This is a genomic window from Streptomyces aureus (assembly GCF_000725495.1).
In the GTDB taxonomy this organism is placed as follows: Bacteria; Actinomycetota; Actinomycetes; order Streptomycetales; family Streptomycetaceae; genus Streptomyces; species Streptomyces aureus_B.
Map to the genome: position 1 here is coordinate 86,568 of NZ_JNZD01000005.1, position 26,993 is coordinate 113,560.

Annotated in this window: 21 protein-coding genes; 3 read left to right on the plus strand and 18 right to left on the minus strand. The window is 73.0% G+C overall.

The genetic code is table 11. The features are described 5' to 3' along the window. Positions 1–28: 28 nt before the first annotated feature. The 10 genes from IO36_RS10400 to hrcA all read right to left on the minus strand — a co-directional run bounded on the left by IO36_RS10400 (position 29) and on the right by hrcA (position 11,076). A complete protein-coding gene (locus IO36_RS10400; protein ID WP_037618727.1) occupies positions 29–1,021 on the minus strand; it encodes an adenosine deaminase in 993 nt (330 codons plus the stop codon). A gap of 71 nt (positions 1,022–1,092) precedes the next feature. Continuing rightward, positions 1,093–1,998: a ribonuclease Z gene (locus IO36_RS10405; RefSeq protein ID WP_037618728.1), complete on the minus strand. Its 906-nt coding sequence runs from the start codon at positions 1,996–1,998 to the stop codon at positions 1,093–1,095. 6 nt (positions 1,999–2,004) lie between these two features. Further along, on the minus strand, positions 2,005–2,382 hold the full coding sequence (locus tag IO36_RS10410; protein ID WP_037618729.1) for a histidine triad nucleotide-binding protein: 378 nt from the start codon (positions 2,380–2,382) through the stop codon (positions 2,005–2,007). Positions 2,383–2,488: 106 nt separating this feature from the next. Beyond that, positions 2,489–5,701: a S41 family peptidase gene (locus IO36_RS10415; RefSeq protein ID WP_037618730.1), complete on the minus strand. Its 3,213-nt coding sequence runs from the start codon at positions 5,699–5,701 to the stop codon at positions 2,489–2,491. A 72-nt stretch (positions 5,702–5,773) separates the two neighbouring features. Continuing rightward, a complete protein-coding gene (locus IO36_RS10420) occupies positions 5,774–6,328 on the minus strand; it encodes a hypothetical protein (RefSeq protein ID WP_387711545.1) in 555 nt (184 codons plus the stop codon). Between the two features lie 166 nt (positions 6,329–6,494). Continuing rightward, complete coding sequence (locus IO36_RS10425) at positions 6,495–6,887, minus strand: VOC family protein (RefSeq protein WP_037618731.1); 393 nt, start codon at positions 6,885–6,887, stop codon at positions 6,495–6,497. Between the two features lie 85 nt (positions 6,888–6,972). After that, a complete protein-coding gene (locus IO36_RS10430) occupies positions 6,973–7,722 on the minus strand; it encodes a 16S rRNA (uracil(1498)-N(3))-methyltransferase (protein WP_037618732.1) in 750 nt (249 codons plus the stop codon). Then, positions 7,719–8,813, minus strand: coding sequence for a nitronate monooxygenase (locus IO36_RS10435; protein WP_037618733.1), 1,095 nt, complete (start codon positions 8,811–8,813; stop codon positions 7,719–7,721). Before IO36_RS10435 ends, IO36_RS10430 begins: the two co-directional genes overlap by 4 nt. 109 nt (positions 8,814–8,922) lie before the next feature. Beyond that, positions 8,923–10,059 carry a molecular chaperone DnaJ gene (dnaJ, locus tag IO36_RS10440; protein ID WP_037618734.1) on the minus strand — a complete coding sequence of 379 codons (1,137 nt, stop codon included), beginning with the start codon at positions 10,057–10,059 and terminating at the stop codon, positions 8,923–8,925. Beyond that, positions 10,060–11,076, minus strand: a complete 1,017-nt coding sequence (gene hrcA / locus IO36_RS10445) for a heat-inducible transcriptional repressor HrcA (protein WP_037618735.1) — start codon at positions 11,074–11,076, stop codon at positions 10,060–10,062. Between the two features lie 176 nt (positions 11,077–11,252). Here hrcA and IO36_RS10450 point away from each other — a divergent pair, with 176 nt between their 5' ends. Both IO36_RS10450 and IO36_RS10455 read left to right on the plus strand, forming a co-directional pair. Beyond that, complete coding sequence (locus tag IO36_RS10450; RefSeq protein ID WP_037618736.1) at positions 11,253–11,978, plus strand: MBL fold metallo-hydrolase; 726 nt, start codon at positions 11,253–11,255, stop codon at positions 11,976–11,978. A gap of 90 nt (positions 11,979–12,068) precedes the next feature. After that, a complete protein-coding gene (locus IO36_RS10455; RefSeq protein WP_037618737.1) occupies positions 12,069–12,875 on the plus strand; it encodes a DUF3097 domain-containing protein in 807 nt (268 codons plus the stop codon). A 217-nt stretch (positions 12,876–13,092) separates the two neighbouring features. On the opposite strand, the gene hemW is transcribed toward IO36_RS10455, so the two are convergent. The 4 genes from hemW to lepA all read right to left on the minus strand — a co-directional run bounded on the left by hemW (position 13,093) and on the right by lepA (position 21,032). Continuing rightward, the gene (gene hemW, locus IO36_RS10460; protein ID WP_037618738.1) at positions 13,093–14,331 is read right to left on the minus strand and encodes a radical SAM family heme chaperone HemW; all 1,239 of its coding nucleotides are present in this window, start codon (positions 14,329–14,331) and stop codon (positions 13,093–13,095) included. A gap of 189 nt (positions 14,332–14,520) precedes the next feature. Beyond that, on the minus strand, positions 14,521–16,686 hold the full coding sequence (locus tag IO36_RS10465) for a SpoIIE family protein phosphatase (RefSeq protein ID WP_037618739.1): 2,166 nt from the start codon (positions 16,684–16,686) through the stop codon (positions 14,521–14,523). A gap of 392 nt (positions 16,687–17,078) precedes the next feature. Then, a complete protein-coding gene (locus IO36_RS10470; RefSeq protein ID WP_037618740.1) occupies positions 17,079–18,950 on the minus strand; it encodes an AMP-dependent synthetase/ligase in 1,872 nt (623 codons plus the stop codon). Positions 18,951–19,163: 213 nt separating this feature from the next. Next, positions 19,164–21,032, minus strand: coding sequence for a translation elongation factor 4 (gene lepA, locus IO36_RS10475; RefSeq protein ID WP_037618741.1), 1,869 nt, complete (start codon positions 21,030–21,032; stop codon positions 19,164–19,166). A 314-nt stretch (positions 21,033–21,346) separates the two neighbouring features. Here lepA and rpsT point away from each other — a divergent pair, with 314 nt between their 5' ends. After that, on the plus strand, positions 21,347–21,613 hold the full coding sequence (rpsT, locus tag IO36_RS10480) for a 30S ribosomal protein S20 (RefSeq protein WP_037618742.1): 267 nt from the start codon (positions 21,347–21,349) through the stop codon (positions 21,611–21,613). A 210-nt stretch (positions 21,614–21,823) separates the two neighbouring features. Here the strand turns inward: rpsT and holA are convergent, their stop codons facing one another. The 4 genes from holA to IO36_RS10500 all read right to left on the minus strand — a co-directional run bounded on the left by holA (position 21,824) and on the right by IO36_RS10500 (position 26,984). Beyond that, entirely contained in the window at positions 21,824–22,810 is a 987-nt protein-coding gene (gene holA / locus IO36_RS10485; RefSeq protein ID WP_209441176.1) for a DNA polymerase III subunit delta, read from the minus strand. A gap of 323 nt (positions 22,811–23,133) precedes the next feature. Then, the gene (locus tag IO36_RS10490; RefSeq protein ID WP_037618744.1) at positions 23,134–23,379 is read right to left on the minus strand and encodes a hypothetical protein; all 246 of its coding nucleotides are present in this window, start codon (positions 23,377–23,379) and stop codon (positions 23,134–23,136) included. A gap of 91 nt (positions 23,380–23,470) precedes the next feature. Continuing rightward, entirely contained in the window at positions 23,471–24,301 is an 831-nt protein-coding gene (locus IO36_RS10495; protein WP_037619365.1) for an arylamine N-acetyltransferase family protein, read from the minus strand. A gap of 4 nt (positions 24,302–24,305) precedes the next feature. Continuing rightward, positions 24,306–26,984, minus strand: a complete 2,679-nt coding sequence (locus tag IO36_RS10500; protein ID WP_037618745.1) for a ComEC/Rec2 family competence protein — start codon at positions 26,982–26,984, stop codon at positions 24,306–24,308. Positions 26,985–26,993 lie beyond the last annotated feature (9 nt).

Genomic DNA, 26,993 nt, shown 5'->3' on the forward strand with positions numbered 1-26,993 from the left:
TACGCCCCCGCCGTCCCGGGCCGGTCCGTCAGTCGAACTCGTATGCCTCGACCTCGGCGAGGTAGCGGGTGCGGCGGTCCTCGTCGTCGTCCAGGAAGGACGCCTCGAACGAGTTGCGGGCCAGCTCCCGCAGCCGCTCCTGGTCGAGACCGAGGGCCTCGCGCACGGCGTCGAAGTTGTCGCCGGCGTAGCCGCCGAAGTAGGCGGGGTCGTCGGAGTTGACCGTGCACAGCAGACCGGCGTCCATCATGGCGGGCAGCGGGTGCTCCGTCAGGACGTCGACCGCGCGCAGCCGGACGTTCGACAGCGGGCACAGGGTCAGCGGAACCCGTTCCCGGACCAGCCGTTCGACCAGCTCCGGGTCCTCCATGCAGCGCAGCCCGTGGTCGACGCGCTCGACGCCGAGGATGTCCAGGGCCTCGGTGATGTACGCGGGCGGCCCCTCCTCGCCGGCATGCGCGACGCGCCGCAGTCCGAGCGCGGCGGCGGCCTCGTACACCGCGCGGAACTTCACGGGCGGGTGGCCGACCTCGGCGGAGTCCAGACCGATGCCGGTGATGCGGTCGAGGTGGGGCTTCGCCGCCTCCAGGGTCTCCATGGCCGACTCTGCCGACTCGTCGCGCAGGAAGCACATGATCAGCCGGGTGGAGACGCCGTGGGTCTCCTCGCTGCGTCCGAGCGCCCGCCACAGCCCCTCGACGACCGTCCCCATCGGCACGCCCCGGACGATGTGCGCCTGCGGGTCGAAGAAGATCTCCGCGTGCCGCACGCCCTGCGCGGCCGCGCGGGCGAGGTAGGCGTCGGCCAGGTCGGCGAAGTCCGCCTCCGTCCGCAGGACGGCCATGAGCTCGTAGTACAGGTTCAGGAAGGACTGGAGGTCGTCGAAGCGGTACGCCTCGCGCAGCTCCTCCGTGTCCGCGTACGGCAGCGTGACGCCGTTGCGCGCGGCGAGCGCGAACGCCAGCTCGGGTTCGAGGGTGCCTTCGATGTGCAGGTGCAGTTCAGCCTTGGGGAGGGACATCGAAGCATGGTACGGCCCGTTCCCCGATGGATCGAAACACCACCTGTCCGTCGCCGGGGCCCGCGCCGTCCTCAGTGCCGTGTGGGGACCGGCACCCGCACCAGGTCCTGCGCCACCGTCAGCTCCCCGTCGAAGCCCGCGGCACGGGCCTCGGTCTCGAACGCCCCGGAGTCGGGGTAGCGCTGGCTGAAGTGGGTGAGCACCAGGTGCCGCACCCCTGCCTCCCGGGCCACCCGGCCCGCCTGTCCCGCCGTCAGATGACCGTGGTCGGCGGCGAGCTGATGGTCCCCGTCGAGGAAGGTCGACTCGATGACCAGCAGGTCGCAGCCCTCGGCGAGCGCGTCCACGCCCTCGCACAGCCGGGTGTCCATGACGAACGCGAACTTCTGTCCCCGCCGCACCTCGCTGACGTCGTCCAGGGTGACGCCCCGCAGCGAGCCCTCCCGCTGGAGCACTCCGACGTCGGGGCCCGTGATCCCGAGCTCCCGCAGCCGCTCGGGCAGCATCCGCCGGCCGTCCGGCTCGACCAGCCGGTACCCGAAGGACTCGACGGGGTGGGAGAGCCTGCGGGCCTCCAGGGTGTAGGCGGGAGTGGTCGCGAGGACGCCGTCCTCGGCGACCGGCACCTCGGTCAGCGGCACGGTCTCGCGGTAGGCGGTGGCGTACCGCAGCCGCTCGAAGAAGTGCTGCCCCGAGAGCGGGTAGTGCGCGGTCACCTCGTGCGGCACCCGGTCGAGGTTGATCCGCTGGATCACCCCGCCGAGCCCGAGCGCGTGGTCGCCGTGGAAGTGGGTGACGCAGATGCGGTTCAGGTCGTGCGCCGCGACGCCGGCCCGCAGCATCTGACGCTGGGTGCCCTCGCCGGGATCGAAGAGGAGACCCTCGCCGTCCCAGCGCAGCAGATAGCCGTTGTGGTTGCGGTGCCGGGTCGGGACCTGGCTGGCGGTGCCGAGGACCACCAGTTCACGGGCGGACAAGGCCGGCTATCCCGGGGGCCACTGCATGCCGCGGCCGCCCAGGAGATGGGCGTGCGCGTGGAAGACGGTCTGGCCTGCGCCGCTGCCCGTGTTGAACACGATGCGGTAGCTCTCCAGCTTCTCCTCGCCCGCGACCTCGCCGGCCTCGCGCAGGACGTCCGCCGCGATCGCGGGCTCGGCGGCGGCCAGGGTCGCCGCGTCCGGGTAGTGCACCTTGGGAATGACCAGGACGTGCGTCGGTGCCTGCGGGTTGATGTCGCGGAACGCCACGGTCGTGTCGCTCTCGCGCACCAGCGTCGCCGGGATCTGCCCCGCCACGATCTTGCAGAACAGGCAGTCGTCCTGCGGTTCCCCGCCGGCACCCCGCCTCGACTCCTGCGTCATGCGTCCGTCTCCTCACGCCGGCCGATCATCACCTCCGCATGCTAGCGGCCCGGCGCGGCGGGCGACGTGCCCGCGGCCCGCGCCGGACCGCGGGGGCGTCACCGGTTCACAGCGGCGGCAGCACGGGCGCGGTCTTCGCCGGGTTCTCCTCCAGGGCGGCCAGCGCGATCCTGATCGCCTCGTCGAGCTGGGTGTCACGCCCGGCCGCGTGGTCCTGCGGTGCCTGGACGACCTCGACGTCGGGGTCGACACCGTGGTTCTCGACGTTCCACTCGTAACCCTCCATCCAGAAGGCGTACTTGGGCTGGGTGACGAGGGTGCCGTCGACGAGCCGGTAGCGGGAGTCGATGCCGACGACACCGCCCCAGGTGCGGGTGCCGACCACGGGTCCGATGCCGAGCGCCTTGATCGCCGCGTTGACGATGTCGCCGTCGGAGCCGGAGAACTCGTTGGCGACGGCGACGACGGGACCGCGCGGCGCGTCCTCCGGGTAGCTGTAGGCGCGCAGCCCGCGGGGCAGGTCCCAGCCGACGATCCGACGGGCGAGTTTTTCCACGACCAGTTGCGAGGTGTGGCCGCCGCGGTTCTCCCGGACGTCCACGACCAGGCCCTCGCGGGCCACCTCGACCCGCAGATCGCGGTGGAGCTGGGCCCAGCCGGCGCCGACCATGTCCGGCACGTGCAGATAGCCGAGGCGTCCGCCGGACCGCTCGTGGACGTAGGCGCGCCGGTCGGCCACCCACGCGTGGTAGCGGAGCGGCTCCTCGTCGGCGAGCGGGACGACGACCGCGTGCCGGGGATCGCCGCCGCCCGAGGGCGAGACCGTCAGTTCGACGGGCTTGCCCGCCGTGCCGACGAGCAGGGGCGCGGGCCCGGCCACCGGGTCCACCGGCCGGCCGCCGACCGCGACGATCGCGTCCCCGGCGCGCACCGCGACGCCGGGCGCGGCGAGCGGGGCCCGCGCGTCCGGGTCGGAGGTCTCCGAGGGCAGGATCCGGTCGATGCGCCAACTGCCGTCCTCATGACGGGCGATGTCCGCCCCGAGGAGCCCCTGCGCCCGGTCGCCGCCGCCCCAGCCGCCGCGCGGGGAGACATAGGCGTGCGAGGTGCCGAGTTCGCCCTGCACCTCCCACAGCAGGTCCACGAGGTCGTCGTGGGTGGCGATGCGGTCCAGCACCGGCCGGTAGCGCTCCAGGACACCGTCCCAGTCGACGCCGCCCAGGTCCGGCCGCCAGAAGTTGTCCCGCATGAGCCGGCCCGTCTCGTCGTACATCTGGCGCCACTCGGCGGCCGGATCGACGCTCTGGCGCACCCGGGACAGGTCGACGGTGATGTTCGTGTCGCTCTCGTCGTCCAGCGAGGCACGCCGGTCGCTGGGCACGACCTTGAGCTTGCCGTCGGTCCACAGCAGGACCCGCTTGCCGTCGCCGGTGACGGTGAAGTGGTCGGCGTCGGCGGCGAGATGCTCGATGCGCTGCTGCGCGAGGTCGTACCGCTCCAGCTCCGTCTTCGGGTCCGGATCGTCCGGGGTGGCGCGGGAGGCGCCGAGCACGCCCCGGACCGGGTGGCGCAGCCACAGCACTCCGTCCTTGGCGGCGCGCAGCGTGGAGTAACGGGCGGCCTCGACGGGGAAGGGCACGATCCGGTCGGCGAGTCCGTCCAGGTCGATACGGGTGCTGGGGGCGCCCTCGCTGTCGGGCGTCTCGTCCTTGTCCGGTGCCTCGAAGGGCCTGCCGTGCCGCTGCGGTCCGAACGGGGACGGGGTCGTCGCGGCCAGGGTGATCAGGTACGGCCGGGAGCCGCCGACGAAGGCCAGGTCGAAGACGTGCTCGTCGTAGACGGGGTCGAAGGCGCGGGCCGAGAGGAAGGCGAGGTGCTTGCCGTCGAGGGTGAAGGCGGGCGCGTAGTCACGGAAGCGCAGCGGGGTCGCCTCGGTGACCGACAGGTCGGTGGTGTTGGCGAGCCGGAGCTGGCGCAGCGGGCGCGGGCCCGGGTGGGACCAGGCGAGCCAGGCCGAGTCGGGCGAGAAGACGAGTCCGGTGACCTCGCCGTCCTCGCTGCGGTCGACCTCGCGGACCTCTCCGCTCTCGCGCTCGACGAGCAGCACGCGCCCGTCGTGCGAGGCGACGGCGGCGCGGCTTCCGTCGGGCGCCACGGCGAGGCCGAGGACCCGGCCGAGCGCTCCGGCGGCGATGCGTCGGGGGGTGGCTCCGGGGGCGACGCCGGTGGCGGGGGCGAACTCGAGGGCGTCGTCGCCCTCGGCGTCGGTCACCCACACCACGTGTTCCTCGCCCTCGGCGCGGAAGGCGCGGGGCAGCCGGGCGCGCACGCCCTGTCCGTCGGCGAGGGCCCGGGTGGGGCCGGAGCGGTGGGTGACCCAGTGGACGGCGCCGCGCACGGAGACCGCGCTGCCGCGTCCGGTGTGGTCGGGCGCGGCGGCGGAGAACCAGCGCGAGGCGCTGATCGGGTGCGGCTGCTGGTCGGTGCGCTGGCCGCCGAGCCGGACGTCCAGACGGCGCGGTTCGGCGCCGTCGAGGTCGTCCAGGATCCGGAGTTCACCGGCGGCCACGTATACGACCCGGGTGCCGTCGGTGGCCGCGTGGCGGGCGTAGAAGGAGTCGACCGGGGTGTGGCGGCGCAGGTCCGAGCCGTCGCCGAGGGAGGAGTACAGGGCGCCGACGCCCTCGTGGTCCGACAGGAACGCGATCCGCTCACCGGCCCAGAAGGGGTACTCGATGTTCCCGTCGAGGTCCTCGTGCAGCCGGACGAACGCGCCGTCGCCGTCCCGGTCGATCCACAGCTTGCCCGCCGTGCCGCCGCGGTAGCGCTTCCACCAGGCGGCCTCGCGTCCCATGGGCGCGGACAGCAGGACGACGCCGCCCGCGCCGTGGGCGACGTCGCCCACGGGTCCGTAGGGCAGGACCGTCGCGGGCCCGCCGTCGAGCGGGACGGACCGGGCCCAGGTGCGGCGCAGGCTGGCCTGGCCCTCGGTGCTGAGGGCGAGCACCTGTCCGTCGGGGGTCCAGCCGCGCACCTGGGTCTTCGCGCTGCCCCAGTACGTCAGCCGTTTCGCGGGCCCGCCGTCCAGGGAGGCGGCGTGGACCTCGGGGGCCCCGTCGCGCGTCGACGTCCAGGCGACGGTGGTGCCGTCCGGGGAGATGCGCGGATGGCTGACCGGTACGTTGTCGGCGCTGACCCGCCAGGCGCGTCCCCCGCCGTCGAGCGGTGCGGCCCAGATGTCGTCCTCGGCCGTGAACACGACCAACTCGCCGTGCAGATGCGGAAACCGGATGTACGCGGAGGCTGCGGACTCAGTCACCCGGTCACCCTATGCAGCGCACGCGCGCCCCGACAGGGGTTCGGATCACTTGATCCCTGTACGGATCGCAGGTCACTTGCCCTGCGAGGGCCAGCAGGTGGGGTCGCCCTTGCACCACATCGTCTTCGTGACGGTGACGGTGACGGTGGGGCCCGGCCCGCCGTTCGTGGGGTGGTAGGTGACCGGCGGGGTGGGTCCGGTGTCGCAGTCGCCGAGGCCCTTCACCCGGAAGACCTGCCGTCCGCCGACGGTGGCGCGCAGGTCGCCGCGTACGCAGGCGCCGTTGACGGCGCGGGTCACCCGGCCCTTGACGACGATGGCCCGTCCGTCGTCGGTCTGGCCCTGGCAGTCGACGGAGGCCACGGTGTTCTCGCTCGGCGAGGACGACCCGCCCGCCGTGGAGGCGGTGCCCACGTGCGCCGTGCAGGTGAGCCACCTCACGTCCACGTGACGGCGGTTCAGTTCCTTGGTCGCCGTCTGGTCGGTCGTGTAGGCGACGGTCGCGGTGCTCAGTCCGTCCACGGGCTGGCACGCGGTCATCGCGAACACCCCGGCCGCGCCCAGCCCGAGGGCCGTCAGTACCCGTCCGCGCCGCGTGCGGCGCCTGAAATGCCTCAAAGCCCCCATGAATGGCAGCGTGCCACCGCGGGGCCATGCGCGGTAGACCGCATGCGGCCATCGGGGGCACAACCACCCGAAGGAGTTGCCCGGGCGCCCGCGGGGTCACGGACTCCGCCGTCTTCCGTGCCGGACTCCGCCGTCTCCCTTGCCGGGCGCCCCCGTTGACCGTCCGTCAGCCGAGCAGCAGCAGCCACTCCTGGAGTTCCACCAGGTTGCCCTCGGGGTCCTTGAGGTGGGCGACGCGCATGCGCTCCGTCATGGGCGCGGGGCCGTGCAGCAGGGTCGCGCCGCGCGAGACGACCTGCTCGCAGTAGCTGTCGAGGTCGTCCACCCGCAGCACCACCAGCGACCGGTGCCCGGTCACGGTGTCGCCGAGCTCTCCGAGGACCTCGGCCATCATGGCCCGGTCCTGGAGGGCGATGCCCGCGGACCCGGTGACGGGGCTGAACTTCTCGTACGGGCCCTCGGCCGCGCCCGACTGGGGCTTGAGGCCGAGGACTTCGCAGTAGAAGCGGTAGCAGGCGGCGAAGTCGGAGACGAGCAGTCGTACCTGAGCGAGTTCCATGGATTCCCCGGTGAGGTGCGGACGGTGACGTGGTGCGGGCGGGTCGGGACCGGCCGTTGCGGTCGGGACCGGCGGCCGGTGCGGGTCAGGACCAGCGGCCGGTACGGGCCAGCAGCAGCGCCGCGGCCACGGTCCCGGCCGTCGAGGTGCGCAGCACGGTGCGCCCCAGGTGGAAGGTCCTCGCGCCGGCCTCGGTGAACAGTGCCACCTCCTCGGCGGAGATGCCGCCCTCGGGACCCACCACGAGGACGATCTCCCCGGAGCCGGGCAGCGCGGCGGTCGCGAAGGGCTCGGTGCCCAGGGCGGTGTCCTCGTGGAGCACGGCGGCGAGGTCGGCTTTGGCGAGAAGTGCGGCAACCTGCTTGGTCGTCATGGCGTCCGTGACCTCCGGGAAGCGCACCCGGCGGGACTGCTTGCCGGCCTCCCGGGCGGTGGCCCGCCACTTGCCGAGCGCCTTCAGTCCCCGCTCGCCGCGCCACTGCGTGATGCAGCGGGAGGCGGCCCAGGGGACGATCGCGTCGACGCCGGTCTCGGTCATGGTCTCGACGGCCAGCTCGCCCCGGTCGCCCTTGGGCAGGGCCTGGACCACGGTGATGCGCGGCTCCTCCGGCGCCTCCTCGGTGACCGCGCCGATCCGTACGATCAGCCGGTCCTTGCCCTCGGTGTCCACGACCACGCCGTCGGCCCAGCGGCCGGCCCCGTCGGTGAGCCGGACCTCCTCACCGCTGTGCAGCCGCTTCACGGAGACGGCGTGCCGTCCCTCGGTTCCGTCGAGGACATGGCGCTGCTCGCCGTCCGTGTCGAAGTGCTCGACCAGGAACACCGGTGCCGTCATCGGGCCGCACCCTCTTCCGGGATCTCGGCGGCCCCCGACAACGCTGTCCGGGCGGCCGCGATTTCTGCGTTCAGTACCTCCACCAGCCGCCCGGCGGGCAGGTCGCGCGCCATGCGGTGGCCCTGTCCCGCCCACAGGGCCGTGCCCTGCGCGTCGCCCGCCTTGGCCGCGGCCCTGCGCAGCGGCAGGGTGAGGTGGTGGATCTCGGGGTAGGCGGCGGGGGCGTAGGGGCCGTGCTCGCGCATGAAGCGGTTGGCCAGCGCGCGCGCCGGACGTCCGGTGAAGGCGCGCGTGAGCTCCGTGCGGACGTAGAGGGGGTCGGTCAGGGCCTGCTTGTGCACGGCGCTCGCCCCGGACTCGGGGGTGGCGAGGAAGGCGGTGCCGAGCTGCGCCGCGTGCGCGCCGGCGGCGAGGACGGCGGCGATCTGGCTGCCGCGCATGATGCCTCCCGCGGCGACGACCGGGATGTCCACCGTCTCGCGGATCTGCGCGACCAGGGAGAGCAGTCCGACGCCCGTGCCGTCCGTCTCCGGGTTGTCCCGGTGGGTGCCCTGGTGTCCGCCGGCCTCGATGCCCTGCGCGATCACCGCGTCGGCGCCGGCCCGCTGCGCGCCCAGGGCTTCCTCGGCCGTGGTGGCGGTGACCAGGGTGAGGGTGCCGGCGCGGCGCAGCGCCTCGAGCGTCTCCGGCTTCGGGACGCCGAAGTGGAAGGAGACCGCGGCCACCGGATTGTCGAGGAGGACCGCGAGTTTGGCGTCGTAGCCGTCGTCCCGGCCGCTGTCCGGGTCGCCGAGTTCGGTCTCGTACCAGGCGGCCTCGCCGGCGAGCTGGTGGGCGTACACCTCGACCGCGGCGGCGTCCGCGTGCTCCGGCTGCGGGAGGAACAGGTTGACGCCGAAGGGACGGCCGGTCAGCCCGCGCAGCTGCTTGATCTCCTGGTACATGCCGTCGGCGGTCTTGTACCCGGCGGCGAGGAAGCCGAGTCCCCCGGCCTCGGAGACGGCCGCCGCGAGCTGCGGGACGGAGACTCCGCCCGCCATGGGGGCCTGCACGATCGGGTGAGGGAAGAGATCGGTCAGCGCGGAGGACATGACGGCATGTTGTCACGTCCCCGCAACAAGTCCGAATCCGGTCGTCCGCCCGGAACGGGCCCCGCGGCGAAGGGCACGAAGCGGCTTCAGCTCCGTGCCCCCGCGTGGATCACCGGCCGTTGAAGGCGTCCTTCAGCCGGGAGAAGAGTCCCTGCTGACCGGGCTGGAACTGACCCGTGGGCCGCTCCTCGCCGCGCAGCGCGGCGAGCTCGCGCAGCACCCGCTCCTGCTCCGGGTCGAGCTTGGTCGGCGTGGTGACCTCGACGTGCACGACGAGGTCGCCGCGGCCGCCGCCGCGCAGGTGCGTGATGCCCCGGCCGTGCAGCGGGATCGACTGGCCGGACTGCGTGCCCGGACGGATGTCGACCTCCTCCATGCCGTCGAGCGTCTCCAGCGGCACCTTGGTGCCGAGGGCCGCCGCGGTCATCGGGATGGTGACCGTGCAGTGCAGGTCGTCGCCGCGCCGCTGGAAGGTCGAGTGCGGCAGCTCGTGGATCTCCACGTACAGGTCGCCGGCGGGGCCGCCGCCGGGGCCGACCTCACCCTCGCCCGCGAGCTGGATGCGGGTGCCGTTGTCCACACCGGCCGGGATCTTGACCGTGAGGGTGCGGCGGGAGCGGACCCGGCCGTCGCCCGCGCACTCGTGGCACGGGGTCGGGACGACGGTGCCGAAGCCCTGGCACTGCGGGCACGGCCGCGAGGTCATGACCTGGCCGAGGAAGGACCGCGTCACCTGGGACACCTCGCCGCGGCCGCGGCACATGTCACAGGTCTGCGCGGAGGTGCCGGGAGCGGCGCCCTCGCCGTTGCAGGTGCCGCAGACGACGGCCGTGTCGACCTGGATGTCCTTCGTGGTGCCGAAGGCCGCCTCGTCGAGCTCGATCTCCAGACGGATCATGGCGTCCTGGCCGCGGCGGGTGCGCGAGCGCGGTCCGCGCTGCGACGCCGTGCCGAAGAACGCGTCCATGATGTCCGAGAAGTTCCCGAAGCCGCCCTGGCCGAAGCCGCCGGCACCGCCGCCGCCCTGCTGGGACAGCGGGTCGCCGCCGAGGTCGTAGACCTGCTTCTTCTGCGGGTCCGACAACACCTCGTACGCGGCGTTGATCTCCTTGAACCGCTCCTGCGTCTTCGGATCGGGATTGACGTCCGGGTGCAGCTCGCGAGCGAGCCTCCGGAACGCCTTCTTGATCTCGTCCTGGGACGCGTCGCGGCGCACGCCGAGTACGGCGTAGTAGTCCGTGGCCACTTAAGACTCCGCCAGGATCTGTCCGACGTACCGTGCCACCGCTCGTACCGCTCCCATCGTTCCCGGGTAATCCATGCGGGTCGGGCCGACCACGCCGAGTTTGGCTACTGCCTCGCCGCCCGAACCGTAGCCGACGGAGACCACGGACGTGGAGTTGAGTCCCTCGTACGCGTTCTCGTGCCCGATTCGCACGGTCATGCTCGAATCCCCGGCCTCTCCAAGCAACTTGAGGAGCACGACCTGCTCCTCCAGCGCTTCGAGCACCGGCCGGATGGTGAGAGGGAAGTCATGTCCGAAGCGCGTGAGATTGGCGGTGCCGCCGATCATCAGGCGCTCCTCGGTCTCCTCGACGAGCGTCTCCAGCAGTGTGGAGAGCACCGTCGAGACCGTACCCCGGTCCTCCGCCTCGAAGGCTTCGGGGAGGTCCTGGACGAGCTGCGGGACGTCCGCGAAGGGGCGCCCCGCGACCCGGCTGTTGAGCCGGGCCCGCAGGTCCGCCAGCGACGTCTCACCGAACGGCGCCGGACAGTTGATCATGCGCTGCTCGACCCGGCCGGTGTCCGTGATCAGCACGAGCATCACCCGCGCGGGGGCGAGCGACAGCAGCTCCACGTGACGGACGGTCGAGCGGGTCAGCGAGGGGTACTGCACGACGGCGACCTGCCGGGTGAGCTGCGCGAGCAGCCGCACGGTCCGGCCGACGACGTCGTCCAGGTCGACCGCGCCGTCCAGGAAGTTCTGGATGGCGCGGCGCTCGGGCGCGGTCATCGGCTTGACGCCGGCGAGCTTGTCGACGAAGAGGCGGTAGCCCTTGTCGGTGGGGATGCGCCCGGCGCTGGTGTGCGGCTGGGCGATGTACCCCTCGTCCTCCAGGACCGCCATGTCGTTGCGGACGGTCGCCGGCGAGACGCCGAGGCGGTGCCGTTCGGTGAGCGCCTTGGAGCCGACCGGCTCCTCGGTGCCCACGTAGTCCTGGACGATGGCGCGCAGCACCTCGAGCCTGCGTTCGCTGAGCATCGCGCACCTCCAGAAGTCGACTCGGTGGTCTTCGTGGCCTTCGTGGCATTCGCCTGGCACTCAGCGCACCCGAGTGCCAACGTTCCCCGGCCCAGTGTACGGCGGTGAGGCGCGCCCCGGGCAAGGGCGGGCCTGCGATGTCGTGCACGGCACCCGGTCACCGTTAGCGTCGCCGCATGAGGCTGACTTGGGAAGAGCTGGGGTGGGAAAGGGTGGCGCCCCGGGTGGGGCGGCGGCGGCTTCCGGGCTGGGACTGCACGGCCGGGCTCGTCGTCGGCGACGGGGCGGCGCTGATGATCGACGCCGGGTCGAGCCTCGCGGAGGGCGCCCTGCTGCGCGCCGACGCGCGGGCCCTCGCGGGCGCGCGTGTGACCCATATCGCGCTCACCCACCCGCATTTCGACCACGTTTTCGGCGCGGCGGCGTTCGCGGGCGTGGAGGTCCTCGCCGCGGGCGGTTCCTCGGATGTGTACGAGCGCGGCCGCGAGGAGCTGTGCGCGGACGCGGTGCGCAACGGGCTCGACCCCCGGGCGGCGGAGGAGGCGGCCGACACCCTCGTTCGGCCGAGGCACTTCGTGTGGGGCACCTGGGAACTGGAGCTCGCCGGAGGCGTCCGGGTCCGGCTGGTACGGACGGGCGAGGGCCACACCGCCCACGACCTCGTGGTCGTCGTCCCGGGCGACCCGACCGTGGTGTTCTGCGGCGACCTGGTCGAGGAGTCGGGCGAACCGCAGGCCGGCCCCGACGCGGTGCCCGCGCGCTGGCCGGCGGCCCTCGACCGGCTGCTGGAACTGGGCGGCGAGGACGCCCTGTACGTCCCCGGCCACGGCGCGGTCGTGGACGCCGCCTTCGTACGCTCCCAGCGGGACGCCTTGGCGGAGCGCTTCGGCGTAGCGGGGTAGGCGCGGGCGGGGCGGACCCGCCAGGTGCTGGGACGGCGGGTTTCGGCGTGTCGCGGTGAGGCTCGGGCGGCTTCTCCTATCGTCATCCGAATGCGCCAGTACTCTCCGGACCTGACCCCGCCGTGGAAGAAGCCCCGGCCCGTGCCCGAGGTCCCGGCGGACCCGGGTCTGGTCGTCGAGGAGCCCGGCACCGGCTTCTGCGGCGCGGTGATCCGATGCGAGGCCGGCACGGTGACCCTGGAGGACCGCTTCGGCAAGCACCGGGTGTTCCCGATGGAGCCGCGCGGCTTCCTGCTGGAGGGCAGGCCCGTGACGCTGGTCCGCCCGGCGGCCGCGGCACCGGCCCGGCCCGGCCGGACGGCGTCCGGATCGGTGGCGGTCCCCGGCGCCCGCGCCCGGGTCGCGCGCGCCGGGCGCATCTATGTGGAGGGCCGCCACGACGCGGAACTGGTGGAGCGGGTCTGGGGCGACGACCTGCGCATCGAGGGCGTCGTCGTGGAGTACCTGGAGGGGGTCGACGACCTCCCGGCCGTCGTCGAGGAGTTCGACCCGGGACCGGACGCCCGGCTGGGCGTCCTGGTGGACCATCTGGTCCCGGGCTCGAAGGAGTCCCGGATCGCGGAGGCGGTCACCAGCGAGCACGCCCTGGTGCTCGGGCACCCGTACATCGACGTCTGGGAGGCCGTGAAGCCGTCGTCCGTCGGCATCGCGGCCTGGCCCCGCGTCCCCCGCGGCCAGGACTGGAAGACGGGCGTGTGCCGGGCCCTGGGCTGGCCGGAGAACACCGGCGCGGCCTGGCAGCACATCCTGTCCCGGGTCCACTCCTACAAGGACCTGGAACCGGCCCTCCTGGGCCGGGTGGAGGAACTGATCGACTTCGTCACGGCGCCGGAGTGACGGCCCGGCCTCCGGCCTCCCGGGTCCGGGGCAGGTGCCCGTTGACGTCCGGGTCTCCGCGGAAGCCGGGCGCCACCCGCCGACCGCCGAAACCAGAGGTCCGGTGCCCGTCGGAGGCAGCCCGCCGACACGGCGTCGCGCCCGTCCGAGGGCCGCACGCTGACGCTGTAGCGAAGCCGGGGCAGATATGGCCGCGGACTGTACGGGAATCAGGTGTTCAGTCCACCAGGTCCCGGACGACGGCGTCCGCGAGGAGACGGCCGCGCAGGGTGAGGACGGCGCGCCCGGCGTCGTAGGGGCCCTCTTCGAGGAGACCCTCGGACAGCGCGCGGCGGGAGGCGGCGAGCCCGTCGGGGCGCAGCAGCGAGAGCGGGCAGCCCTCGCGCAGCCGCAGCTCCAGGAGGATGCGCTCGACCCGGCGGTCCTCCTCGGAGAGGAGTTCGCGGCCGGCCCCTGGCGAGCGGCCCTCGGCCAGTGCCGCCGCGTACGCCCCCGGATGCTTCACGTTCCACCAGCGAACACCGCCCACGTGGCTGTGCGCGCCGGGGCCCGCGCCCCACCAGTCGGCGCCCCGCCAGTAGAGCTCGTTGTGCAGACAGCGGCTGTCCGGCGAGCCGGCGGTGGCCCAGTTCGAGACCTCGTACCAGTCGAAGCCCGCCGCCGACATCACCTCGTCGGCGATGAGATACCGGTCCGCGTGCACGTCGTCGTCGGTCATGGGGACCTCGCCGCGGCGGATCCGGCGCGCGAGCTGCGTGCCCTCCTCGACGATGAGCGCGTACGCGGAGATGTGGTCGGGACCGGCGCCGAGGGCCGCCTCCAGGGAGGCCCGCCAGTCGTCGTCCGACTCCCCCGGTGTGCCGTAGATCAGGTCCAGGTTCACATGTGCGAAGCCGGCCGCGCGGGCCTCGGCGACGCAGGCCTCGGGACGGCCCGGGGTGTGTGTGCGGTCGAGCACCTTCAGGACGTGCTGCCGGGCGCTCTGCATGCCGAAGGAGATCCGGTTGAAGCCCCCGGCGCGGAGGGTCGCCAGGTACTCGGGACCGACCGACTCGGGGTTCGCCTCCGTCGTGACCTCGGCGTCGTCCGCGAGCCCGAACTCGTCCCGGATCGCGCCCAGCATCCGTACGAGATCACCGGCGGCCAGCAGCGTGGGCGTACCGCCTCCGACGAAGACCGTGCGGACCGGGCGGGGGTCGTCGCCGAGGACCTTGCGGGCGAGCCGGATCTCGTCGATCAGGGTGTCCGCGTAGTTGTCGCGGGAGGCGAGGACGCCCCCGCTGCCCCGCAGCTCGGTCGCCGTGTAGGTGTTGAAGTCGCAGTAGCCGCAGCGGGTCGCGCAGTACGGGACGTGGAGGTAGAACCCGAGGGGCCGCTCGGCGGCCCCGGCCAGGGCGTGTGCGGGCAGCGCCCCGTCGTCGGGGACGGGCTCACCGTCGGGAAGTGCGGAAGGCATGCCTTCCATTGTCCAGCACGCACGGAGTACGGCGGCCCGGCACGGGCGGGCGCGCCGTTCCCCACCGACCGGACCGGGCGGGCAGAGCGTTCCCCCGTCCGGCGCGGGCGGGCCCGGTGGGCTCCGCCGTCCGGCGCGGGCGGGCGCGGTGGCCCCGCCGTCCGGCGCGGACGGGCCCGGTGGGCTCCGCTATTCCGCCTGGAGCACCAGCAGGGCCATGTCGTCCTCCGGCGGCCGGGGGCCGAACGCGTGGACCAGTGTCCGGATCCGTTCCGCGATCAGCTCGGCGTTCAGGCCCGCGCACTCCGCCAGGGCGTGCGCGAGACCGTCGTCGTCGTCGAACTGGCGGGAACCGTCGCGCCGCTCGGTCACCCCGTCGGTGACGCACAGGAGGGTGTCGCCGGGATACAGGTCGAAGGACTCGGAGGTGTACTCGGGGTCCTCGAAGACACCGAGCAGGGTCTGCGGCCGGGCCATCTCCCGTACGACGCCGTCGGGGCCCAGCAGCAGCGGCAGCGGATGCCCCGCCGAGGCGAGCGTGCAGCGCACACCGCCGTCGAAGGGCACCAGCTCGCCGTAGAGCATGGACAGGAAACGGGTCTGCGGGCCGAGGTCGGCGCCGAGCCCGGGTCCGCCCGCGGCCACCAGCGCCCGGGCCGCCGCGTCCGCCGCCTCCGTCGCGTCGTCGAGGAGGAGCTGGTTGAGGCGGTCGAGGACGTCCGCGACGTCGTAGCCCTCGCGGGCCAGCAGCCGCAGCCAGGGCCGGGCCAGCCCGATCACCACGGCGGCCTCCGGGCCCTTGCCCTGGACGTCGCCGACCGCGAAGCACCAGCGCCCGTCGCCGGCCGGGAACACGTCGTAGAAGTCGCCGCTCGGCCCGCCCTTGTCCAGCGGCTCGTAGACGAGGGCGCTGCGCACCCCGGGGATCTCGGCGACCGCGCCGGGCAGCAGCCCGCGCTGCAGGACCCGGCTGATGGTGGCCTGGCGCGCGTACTGGCGGGCCGCGCCGATGGCCAGGGCGATACGGCGGCTGAGGTCCTCGACGAGTCCGGTGACCTCGTCCGGGAAGGCGGGCGGTCCGGCCCGCCCGATGACGAGCGTGCCCAGCGGCCGTCCGCCCGCGATCAGCCGGTACGCCAGCGCCGCCCCGCTCGCGCCCCGGGGGCCCAGCGCCGCACCGGGCCAGGGCACCGGGACGGCGCGGGAGCGGACCGCGTCGGGCAGGCACGGCGGATCCTTCTCCAGGGCCTGGCGCAGTCCCTCGACGAGGTTCTCGCTGCCGTGCCAGACGCGGGCGAGACGGGGTCCGAGGGCGAGGCCGAGACCGCCGGCCCGGTCGGTGGCCTCGTCCTCCAGCCACACGGCGCACCAGTCGGCCAGCCTCGGGACGAGGAGCTGTCCGGCCAGCGCGGCGACCAGGTCCTCGTCGAGCTGCCCGGCGAGCAGGTCCGAGGCCTCGGCGAGGAACGAGAGGGCGCCCCGGTCGAGCCAGTCGTGTGCCCGCGCGGGGCCGAGGCGATACGGGTCCGCGCCGGTGCCCGGTCCGTACCCCGGAGGCGGCCCCTCGGCGTACGCGTCGGCGCCGGCGCCGGTCGACTCCGCGCCGTCGGCCGGGTCCGTGAACCCGCCGGTCGCCGTGTAACCGCCCGCGTCGGCGAACCCGCCCGCTCCCCCGTAACCACCCGTGTCCGCGTAGCCGTCCCGGTCCGTGAAGCCGTCCGGGCCCGTGAGCGCGCCCGTGTCCGTGAACCCGGCCGTTCCGGCGAGAGGTCCGACGTCCTGGAGCCCTCCCGGACCGCGGAAGCCGTCGTCGTCCGTGAACACCGCCGGCGTCGGCGGCACGGCGGCGCCGTCGACCAGCAGCCGGGACCACACGGTCTTGACGCCCGGGCGGTAGGTGATCCCCCAGGCCTCGGAGAGCGCCGAGACCAGGCGCAGGCCCCGCCCGTACTCCGGTGTCCCGTACGGCGGCTCGGCGCCGTCCTCGCGTATGGCGCGCGAGGGGTGGTGGTCCGACACCTCGATCACCAGCGGGCCGGGCGGGCCGTCGGTCTGGCGCTCCAGGCGGCACACCAGGTCGACGTCGGTACCCGCGTGCACGACGGCGTTGGTGACGAGCTCGCTGACCACCACGGTCGCGTCGTCGGCGAGCCGGCCGTCGATGATCTCCGCGCCCGGCACGGCACCCTCGGTCCAGTGCTCGAGGGTGTCCCGGAGGAAGCGGCGCGCGGCCGCGGGGGCCAGCGGAGTGCCCGGCAGCGACGTGTGCGACACGAGGTCCTGGCCGGCCCGGTGGTGCGCGAGCGCGCCCGGTGCGCACGCCGTGGACTCCCGTTGCGTCGGAATGGCCCCCACTGTGCGGCTCCCTGGGCAGTTCGGACGAACCTCGTACGATGCGGCCAGGGTGACAGAAAGGCGGCGTCCATAAGCGGCGAGTCACCGAAGTGGGCCGTCATGGATGCGAACGATGGTATGGATGTGCTCGAAGACGGACAGATTCGAGCATCCGGTCCGCGTCCACGGCCCCGGGGGCCACTGCCGTCCTGCGGGGCCGCGCACCGAAGCGGGGGCCGTACGAAAGCGGGGGTGCGCACGAAGCCGGGGCGCACACGAAGGCGGGGGCCCGTACGAAGCCAGGTGCGTGCGCGAAGCCGGGGGCGCGCACGAAAGCGGGGGCGCCCCGGGTCCCTCCGCTCGTTCGCGGACGGATCCGGCGCACCCCCGCCCCGTAGGGGCCGGGCCCGGGGTCAGGCCTCGCGGGCGCCGGCGTACATCTCGTCGATGAGGTGCTTGTACGCCTTCTCGACCACCGGGCGCTTCAGCTTGAGGCTCGGGGTGATCTCGCCGTGCTCGACGTCCAGGTCGCGGGGCAGCAGCCGGAACTTCTTGATGGTCTGCCAGCGCTGCAGACCACCGTTGAGCTCCTTCACGTAGCCCTCGACGAGGGCGACCGTCGCGGGCGCCGCGACGACGTCGGCGTACGACTTGCCCTCCAGCCCGTTGCCCTTCGCCCACTCCAGGATCGACGGCTCGTCGAGGGCGATGAGCGCGGTGCAGAAGTTCCGGTCGGCGCCGTGCACGAGGATGTTCGAGACGTACGGGCAGACGGCCTTGAACTGGCCCTCGACCTCGGCGGGCGCGATGTACTTGCCGCCCGAGGTCTTGATGAGGTCCTTCTTGCGGTCGGTGATCCGCAGGTAGCCGTCCGCGGACAGCTCGCCGATGTCGCCGGTGTGGAACCAGCCGTCGGCCTCCAGGACCTCGGCGGTCTTGTCGGGCAGCCCGTGGTAGCCCTCCATGATGCCGGGGCCGCGCAGCAGGATCTCGCCGTCGTCGGCGATGCGCACCTCGGTGCCGGGCACCGGCTTGCCGACCGTGCCGGTGCGGTAGGCCTCGCCCGGGTTGACGAAGGAGGCGGCCGAGGACTCCGTGAGGCCGTAGCCCTCCAGGATGTGGATGCCGGCACCGGCGAAGAAGTAGCCGATCTCCGGCGCGAGCGCGGCCGAGCCGGAGATGCAGGCGCGCAGGTTGCCGCCGAAGGCCTCGCGGATCTTGGCGAAGACGAGCGCGTCGGCGACCTTGTGCTTGGCGCCGAGCGCGAACGGCACCGAGGCCGAACCCGTGCGGCGGAAGTTGTCCTGGCTGGCCTTCGCGTAGTCGCGGGAGACCTCGGCGGCCCACTGGAAGATCTTGTACTTGGCGCCGCCGCCGGCCCGTGCCTTGGCCGCGACCCCGTTGTAGACCTTCTCGAAGATGCGCGGGACGGCCGCCATGTACGTCGGCCGCACCACCGGAAGGTTCTCGATGATCTTGTCCACGCGGCCGTCGACGGCGGTCACGTGCCCGACCTCGATCTGGCCGGAGGTCAGGACCTTGCCGAAGACGTGCGCGAGCGGCAGCCACAGGTACTGGACGTCGTCCTGGCCGAGCAGACCGGTCGAGGCGATCGCCTTCGCCATGTACGACCAGTTGTCGTGCGGCAGCCGGACGCCCTTGGGGCGGCCCGTGGTGCCGGAGGTGTAGATGAGCGTCGCGAGCTGGTCGGCGGTGATCGCGCCGACGCGCTCCTTGATCAGCTCGGGGTGCTTCTCCAGGTACGCGGAACCGCGCGCCTCCAGCTCGGCGAGGGTCAGGACCCAGTCGTCGGTCTCGACGCCCTCGGGGTCGATGACGACGACCCGGGTGAGCTCGGGGAGCTCCGCGCGCTTCTCCCGGGCCTTGGCGAGCTGGGCCGCGTCCTCGGCGATGAGCACCCGGCTCGCGGAGTCCGAGAGGATGAACGCCGACTCCTCGGCGTTGGTCTGCGGGTACACCGTCGTGGTGGCCGCGCCCGCGCAGAGGATGCCGAGGTCGGCCAGGATCCACTCGACGCGGGTCGAGGAGGCGAGCGCGACGCGCTGCTCCGGCTCGACGCCGAGTTCGATGAGACCGGCCGCGATGGAGAAGACCCGCTCGGCGGCCTGCGCCCAGGTCAGCGACTTCCACTCGTCCGGCCCGCCGCCCGAGGCCGGTACCGGGTACCGGTATGCCTCGGCGTCGGGCGTAGCCGCCACGCGCTCCAGGAACAAGGCGGCGACGGACGGCGGACGGTTCTCGATCAGGGTCTGTGTGTCGCTCACGACATCCTCCGGGGCCCGCGGCAGTGCGGCTGGCTCAATTGCGGCTGTTGTTTAACTCGCGAGTAACTACCGAGCAGAGATCAGACTAGAGCGCGTCCGGCCGGTGCGTAAGAGGCGGCGGCCGGTCACTTCTTGCAGGACACACACAGGAGACAAGCACAGGGCCCGCCGCGCCGAAGCGCGACGGGCCCTGAAACACGGGATTCCGCGGGGCTACTTCTTGCCCTTGGCGGAACCGCCGCTGTCGTCACTGGACAGCACGGCGATGAAGGCCTCTTGCGGAACTTCCACAGAGCCCACCATCTTCATCCGCTTCTTGCCCTCCTTCTGCTTCTCCAGCAGCTTCCGCTTACGGGAGATGTCACCGCCGTAGCACTTGGCGAGGACGTCCTTGCGGATGGCGCGGATGGTCTCGCGGGCGATGACCCGGGAGCCGATGGCCGCCTGGATGGGCACCTCGAAGGCCTGCCGGGGGATGAGCTCGCGCAGCTTGGCGACCAGCCGCACGCCGTACGCGTAGGCAGCGTCCTTGTGGGTGACCGCCGAGAAGGCGTCTACCTTGTCGCCGTGCAGCAGGATGTCGACCTTGACCAGGCTGGAGGTCTGCTCGCCCGTGGGCTCGTAGTCCAGCGAGGCGTAGCCGCGGGTCTTGGACTTCAGCTGGTCGAAGAAGTCGAAGACGATCTCCGCGAGCGGCAGGGTGTAGCGGATCTCGACCCGGTCCTCGGAGAGGTAGTCCATGCCGAGCAGGGTGCCGCGCCGGGTCTGGCACAGCTCCATGATCGCGCCGATGAACTCCGAGGGGGCGAGGATCGTCGCCCGCACGACAGGCTCGAACACCTTGTCGATCTTGCCCTCGGGGAACTCGCTCGGGTTGGTGACGATGTGCTCGGTGCGGTCCTCCATCTCGACGCGGTAGACCACGTTCGGGGCGGTCGCGATGAGGTCGAGGCCGAACTCGCGCTCCAGGCGCTCGCGGATCACGTCGAGGTGCAGCAGGCCGAGGAAGCCGACGCGGAAACCGAAGCCCAGCGCCGCCGAGGTCTCCGGCTCGTAGACCAGCGCGGCGTCGTTGAGCTGGAGCTTGTCCAGGGCGTCGCGCAGCTCGGGGTAGTCCGACCCGTCCAGCGGGTACAGGCCCGAGAAGACCATGGGCTTGGGGTCCTTGTACCCGCCGAGCGCCTCGGTCGCGCCCTTGGCCAGGGTGGTGATGGTGTCACCGACCTTGGACTGACGGACGTCCTTCACACCGGTGATGAGGTAGCCCACCTCACCGACGCCGAGGCCGTCGGCCGCCTTCATCTCGGGAGCGGAGACACCGATCTCCAGCAGCTCGTGCGTGGCGCCGGTGGACATCATCCGGATGCGCTCGCGCTTGTTGAGCTGGCCGTCGACGACACGCACGTACGTCACGACACCGCGGTAGGAGTCGTAGACCGAGTCGAAGATCATCGCGCGGGCCGGGGCGTCCTGGACGCCGACCGGGGCGGGGATCTCGGCGACGACCTTGTCGAGCAGCGCCTCGACGCCGAGACCCGTCTTGGCGGAGACCTTGAGGACGTCCTCGGGGTCGCAGCCGATCAGGTTCGCGAGCTCCTCGGAGAACTTCTCCGGCTGGGCGGCCGGCAGGTCGATCTTGTTCAGTACGGGGATGATCTTGAGGTCGTTCTCCATCGCCAGGTAGAGGTTGGCGAGGGTCTGCGCCTCGATCCCCTGGGCGGCGTCGACGAGCAGGACCGTGCCCTCGCAGGCCGCCAGGGACCGCGACACCTCGTACGTGAAGTCGACGTGCCCGGGGGTGTCGATCATGTTGAGGATGTGGGTGCGGCCCGGATCCTCGGACGGGGCCCAGGGCAGCCGGACCGCCTGGGACTTGATCGTGATGCCGCGCTCGCGCTCGATGTCCATGCGGTCGAGGTACTGAGCGCGCATCTGGCGCTGATCAACCACCCCGGTCAGCTGGAGCATGCGGTCGGCGAGCGTGGACTTGCCGTGGTCGATGTGCGCGATGATGCAGAAATTGCGGATCAGAGCCGGGTCGGTACGGCTCGGCTCGGGCACATTGTTAGGGGTCGCGGGCACGCAGGGTCCTGTCTCTTGAGGCGCCTTGTGCCTCGGGTCGGATCGATACGTAGGTTCCATGGTCCCACGCGCGAGGGGCTGCGACCGGTTCGGGCCGCGTCGGCGCGGGACCCGCGACCGGTCCGAAGCCCCTGACCAGCGCTTCGGCGAGCGCCCCCGGGTCCGGGGAGCACCACCGGTTTGGGCCGGTCGCGGGGGGACTGGTAGCCTGGGTGGCTGTGTCTCATGCCCTCTCTGCAGGAGACGCACCCAAGAAAATCAAACGGCGGGTGAGACGTGACGTCTTGCGCGCCTGAACCTGTAAAGGCTCATCAGTGGCGAACATCAAGTCCCAGATCAAGCGGATCAAGACCAACGAGAAGGCCCGGCTGCGCAACAAGGCCGTCAAGTCCTCTCTGAAGACCGCGATCCGCAAGGCCCGCGAGGCTGTTGCCGCGGGTGACGTCGAGAAGGCCACCGTCGCGGCGCGCGAGGCTTCGCGCAAGCTCGACAAGGCCGTCTCGAAGGGCGTCATCCACAAGAACCAGGCCGCCAACAAGAAGTCGGCGCTTGCTTCGAAGGTCGCTTCCCTCCAGGGCTGAGTCGGCTGAGCTCTCCGGGGCTCAACCCCTGACTTGACCGTCGGCCGGACCCGGGCGGGCCCTCTCTCTCCGCCCCCGACCGATGTACCGGATTCACGCACGATCTGCGTTCGCCACGCGGGCGTGAATCCACCGGCTTGAACCGAAGGCCCCGCTCCCTCCCTTCCCCGGGAGAACGAGCGGGGCCTTCGGTGTGCTGTCCCGGCTGTCCTAACGGCGGCCGGCGCGGGCGGCTCGGGCGACGGCCACGACCGCCTTCTCCAGGGCGTACTCGGGGTCGTCCCCGCCGCCCTTGACGCCGGCGTCCGCCTCCGCGACGGCGGTGAGCGCCATGGCGACACCGTCCGGGGTCCAGCCCCGCATCTGCTGCCGCACGCGGTCGATCTTCCACGGGGGCATCCCCAGCTCACGGGCCAGGTCGGCGGGCCTGCCGCCGCGCGCGGACGACAGCTTCCCGATCGCCCGCACCCCCTGCGCGAGCGCACTGGTGATCAGGACGGGGGCCACGCCGGTCGACAGCGACCACCGCAGCGCCTCCAGCGCCTCGGCCGCCCGCCCCTCCACGGCCCGGTCGGCCACGGTGAAGCTGGACGCCTCGGCCCGCCCGGTGTAGTACCTCCCGACGACGGCCTCGTCGATCGTCCCCTCGACGTCCGCGGTCAGCTGCGACACCGCGGACGCCAGCTCCCGCAGATCGCTCCCGATGGAGTCCACGAGAGCCTGGCAGGCCTCGGGCGTGGCCGCCCGGCCGAGCGTCCGGAACTCGCCGCGCACGAACGCCAGCCGGTCCGCCGGCTTGGTCATCTTGGGACAGGCGACCTCCCGCGCGCCCGCCTTGCGCGCGCCGTCGAGCAACCCCTTGCCCTTGGCACCGCCCGCGTGCACGAGCACCAGGGTGATCTCCTCGGCGGGCGCGGCCAGATACGCCTTGACGTCCTTGATCGTGTCGGCCGACAGGTCCTGGGCGTTGCGCACGACCACGACCTTGCGCTCGGCGAAGAGCGAGGGGCTCGTGAGCTCGGCGAGCGTGCCCGGCTGCAACTGGTCCGGGCTGAGGTCCCGGACGTCCGTGTCGGCGTCGGCGGCCCTGGCGGCGGCCACCACCTCCTGCACGGCACGGTCGAGCAGGAGATCCTCCTGGCCCACGGCCAGCGTGACGGGGGCGAGAGGGTCGTCTTGTGCGGTCTTCTTGGCCATCACGGAAAGCATCCCACGCGCCACCGACAACCCGGACCGACCGGCACCCCCGGCTCCGCCCGCCGGTCCGGCAGACCGGGACACCGGGACACCGGTGGTCCGGGACACCGGGACACCGGTCCAGGAGACCGGGCGGGGCTCGGTGACGAGCCGAGCGCGCACCTGGCGGGGCGGGCGTGGGGGCCGGGGCGGCGGGGCCGGGACGGCCGGACGGGAACGGACGCCATGGCTGTCCCGTCAGCGCGGGCGGGACCGCACGGAGAGCGATCCGGTCCGCGGCCCCGGCGTCGGGACTACGAGCGGCGGGGCTACGGGCGGCGGGACTACGGCTCCTCGTGCCAGCCGTCCCACTCGGCCGCGAACTCGTCGAGTTCCTTCGGGTCCAGCCGCTCCTCGGGGTCCGTCAGGACCACCAGCCACTGCGCGTCCTCGGCGTCGTCCTCGCCCGCGAGGGCGTCCCGGACGAGCTGCGGTTCCTCCGCCAGCCCGAACCGGTCGCCGACGGCCTCCGCCGCCTCTTCCGCCGCGTCACGGTCGGGCAGCACCAGTACATGTCTCACGTCGCTCACCCGGACATCTTCCGGCACACGGGAGGCCCCCGAGGCCGGGATCGGGACCCGGAGCGTGTGATCTGCGCTGCTCATCGGACCGGAGGCACGACTACCCGAACTTCCCGACCTCCGGCACCCGGTCCAGTTCGATCCCGAAACGCTCCCGATACGCGGTCAGCATCTCCTCGTCCGTCGTCAGTTCCGTCACCTCCTTGGTCCCGTCGGCCGCGGACACGGTGAACCTGCGGCCGCCGAGTGTGATCCGTCCCCCGTCCTCGGTGACCCGCGAGCAGACCAGGGACCGGGTGAAGTGGGACTGCGGCGAGGTGGTGTGCCACCAGGCCCCGGCGACGAAGTCCCCGAGCACGCGCGGCCGCACCTCCAGCCGGTACTGCCGCTTGTCGCCCATGAGGACGTCGAGGTCCTCGTGCTCCCGCGCACCGCCGGCACCCCGCACTCCCGCCGCGTCCGGCGCCGACTCCACGACCCGGAACACCCCGGCGGGATCGTGCTGTTCACCCCGGTCCGTGAACGACAGCGGGTAGTGGCTGTGCGCCCCGAACCCGACGTCCGTCAGCCAGTCGCCGCCGTCCACCGTCCGCACCCGCAGCGCGAGATGGTCGTACGGGATGCCCGGCTTCTCCTCGTCCCCGTACACCCGTGCCGCGAGCAGCGTCACGTCGAAGCCCAGCGCTCCCAGCAACGCACCGAACGCGCCGTTGAGTTCGTAGCAGAAGCCCCCTCTGCGAGCACCCACCACCTTGTCCAGGAGCCTCTTCTCCTCCAGCACGATCTCCTCGCCGAGATGGATGGACAGGTTCTCGAACGGCACCGTCCGCAGATGGCACAGCTGCAGCTCGCGGAGCACGTCGGACGTGGGCCACGCCGGGTGCTCGGCCCCGATGCGGCGAAGGTAGGCGTCGGCCTGCGCGGATTTCATGCCTTCAGTGTCGCGCCACACCCAGCCCTTCGCCCGCACCCGTGACGGCGAGATCACCGTCCTCGTCGGTCCGCAGCACCACCGCGCCCCGGGCCCGCAGGGCCCCGACCGTGCTCGGGGCGGGATGTCCGTACGGGTTGTCTCCCCCTACCGAGACGAGCGCGAGGCGCGGAGCCACCCTGCGTATCAGTTCCGGGTCCTGGTACGCGGAACCGTGGTGGGCGACCTTGAGCACGTCGACACCGTCCAGCCCCGCGGCTTCCGGCGATCTCGACAACGCCCGCTGGGCGGGCGGCTCCAGGTCGCCGAGGAGCAGCAGCCGCAGCCCCGCGGACCGTACGAGCAGGGTGACGCTGGCGTCGTTCGGGTCGTCCGGCGGCGGGTCCGGATCCGGCGGTGGCCACAGGACCCGCCAGTCCAGGCGCCCGGCGCACCTCCGCTCCCCGGCCACGGCCCGGGTCACCGGGATGTGCCGTTCCGCCGCCTCCCTCCGTACGAACTCGGCCTGCTCCGGGGGCTCTTCGAAGCCGGTCGTCTCGATCTCGCCCACCGAACGCCCCCGCAGCACACCCGGCAGGCCCGCCACATGGTCGGCGTGGAAGTGCGTCAGGACGACCAGCGGGATCCTGGTCACCCCGAGCGTGCTCAGACAGTGGTCCACCAACGCCGGATCGGGCCCGGCGTCCACCACCACCGCGCTGCCGTCCCCCACCGCGAGGACACCCGCGTCGCCCTGCCCCACATCGCACATCGCGAACCTCCAGCCGGGCGGCGGCCACCCCGTGATCACCCTGGTGAGCGGCGGCGGCTGCACCACGAACAGCAGGAGCAGCGCCGCGACGACGACGGCCGCCGGCGGATGTCTCAGCAGCCGCCGGCCCGCGGCCACGCCCACCGCCGTGACGAGCGCCAGCAGCAGGGCGCCCGTCCAGTTGTCCGGCCAGTCCACTCCCCCGCCCGGCTGGGCCGCCCCCGTGCGCGCGATGTCCGCGATCCACCCCGCGGGCCAACCGGCGCACCACGCGGTGAACTTGGCCACGGGCATCGCCACGGAGGCGGTCGCCAGGGTGGCGAACCCGAGCACCGTGGCCGGAGTGACCGCGAACTCCGCGAGGAGATTGCAGGGCACCGCCACCAGACTCACCCGGGCGGACAGCACGGCGACGACCGGGGCGCACAGGGCCTGCGCGGCGGCGGCCGCGGCCAGCGCCTCGGCCGCACGCGCGGGCACCCGGCGCCGGCGCAGCGCAGCGCTCCAGCGCGGGGCGAGGGTGAGCAGCGCTCCGGTCGCGAGGACGGAGAGCAGGAATCCGTAACTGCGGGCGAGCCACGGGTCGTACAGCACGAGGAGCAGCACCGCGGCGGCCAGGGCGGGGATCAGCGATCTGCGGCGCCCGGTCGCGACGGCGAGCAGCGAGATCGATCCGCAGGCCGCCGCCCGCAGGACGCTCGGGTCCGGCCGGCACACGATCACGAACGCGAGGGTGAGCGCTCCGCCGAGCACGGCGGTCGCCCGGAGCGGGACTCCGAGCCGGGAGGCCAGTCCCCGGCGTTCCACCCGCTGGGCGAGGCCCGGCGGCCCGAGGAACAGTGTGAGGACGATGACGAGATTGCCTCCGCTGACGGCGAGGAGATGGGTGAGGTCCGTGGCCCTGAAGGCCTCGTCCAGCTCCGGTGCGATCCGTGAGGTGTCGCCCACCACGAGCCCCGGCAGCAGTGCCCGCGCGTCCGCGTCCAGACCGTCGGTCGCCCGCCGCAGTCCTTCGCGCAGCCGGCCCGCGAACCGTTGCGGACCGGACGGCGCCCCGACCACCTCCGGCGGTGCGCTCCCGCGGACCCGCAGCACAGCCGCGATGTCGTCCCCGTCCACCAGGGCGGGCACGACCCGTGCGGTCACGCGCAGCCGGGTCGACGGCAGCAGGCCCTGCCACGGCGAACGCCGGCCGGTCTCCGGGAGCCCGAGCCCATCCGTCCGCCGAGGCCCTCCGGCCTCCGCGGGGGCACCGGCCGCTTCCAGACGCCGGTGTCCTCCCGTCTTCCCCTGCGCACCCCGCCGCGAGCGGACGTCGACGATCACGAGCACCGGTGTCCGGGTGGCCAGCTCCGTGCCGTCCGCCCGGACGACGCGGGTGACGTCCGCGTCGAACAGCAGGGCCGTCGGGGCGACGTGGTCCCCGGTGATCCGGGGCCGGGTGAGCCGGGGATCGGAGGTGAGCTCCACCTCGGCGGTGACGTCGGCGAACCTCTCCGCCAGCGCCGGGACCGGTCCGCGTCGCAGGTCCGCCGCGTGCAGTCCCGCCGAGGCCGCGGCGGCGCCGACACAGAGGAGCACGGCGGAGACCGATGCCCACAACCCCGGCCGCGCCGGCCCGGCACGGGCGCTGGTCCCGGCCCGCGCGCTGTCGGCCCCTGCGGGCGGAACCTTCCCTTCCGCCCGTGTGCACCGCCTCCCCGCCCGGGTGCACCGCCTCCCCGCCCGGGTGCCCCTCCGCCCCGCCACCAGCAGGCCGCCGCCGATGACCAGGGACACCGCCGCGACGGCCGTGACCCAGCCCGGTGACAAGCCGACGCTCACGGCCGCCGTGATCCAGACCGCCGCCGCGGGCGCCACGAGCCGCAGATCGGTGGGTCCCTCCGCCCTGGGGTGCGCGTCCCCCAGACGGCTCCCCGCCGCCGCGTGCACGGGCCTTCG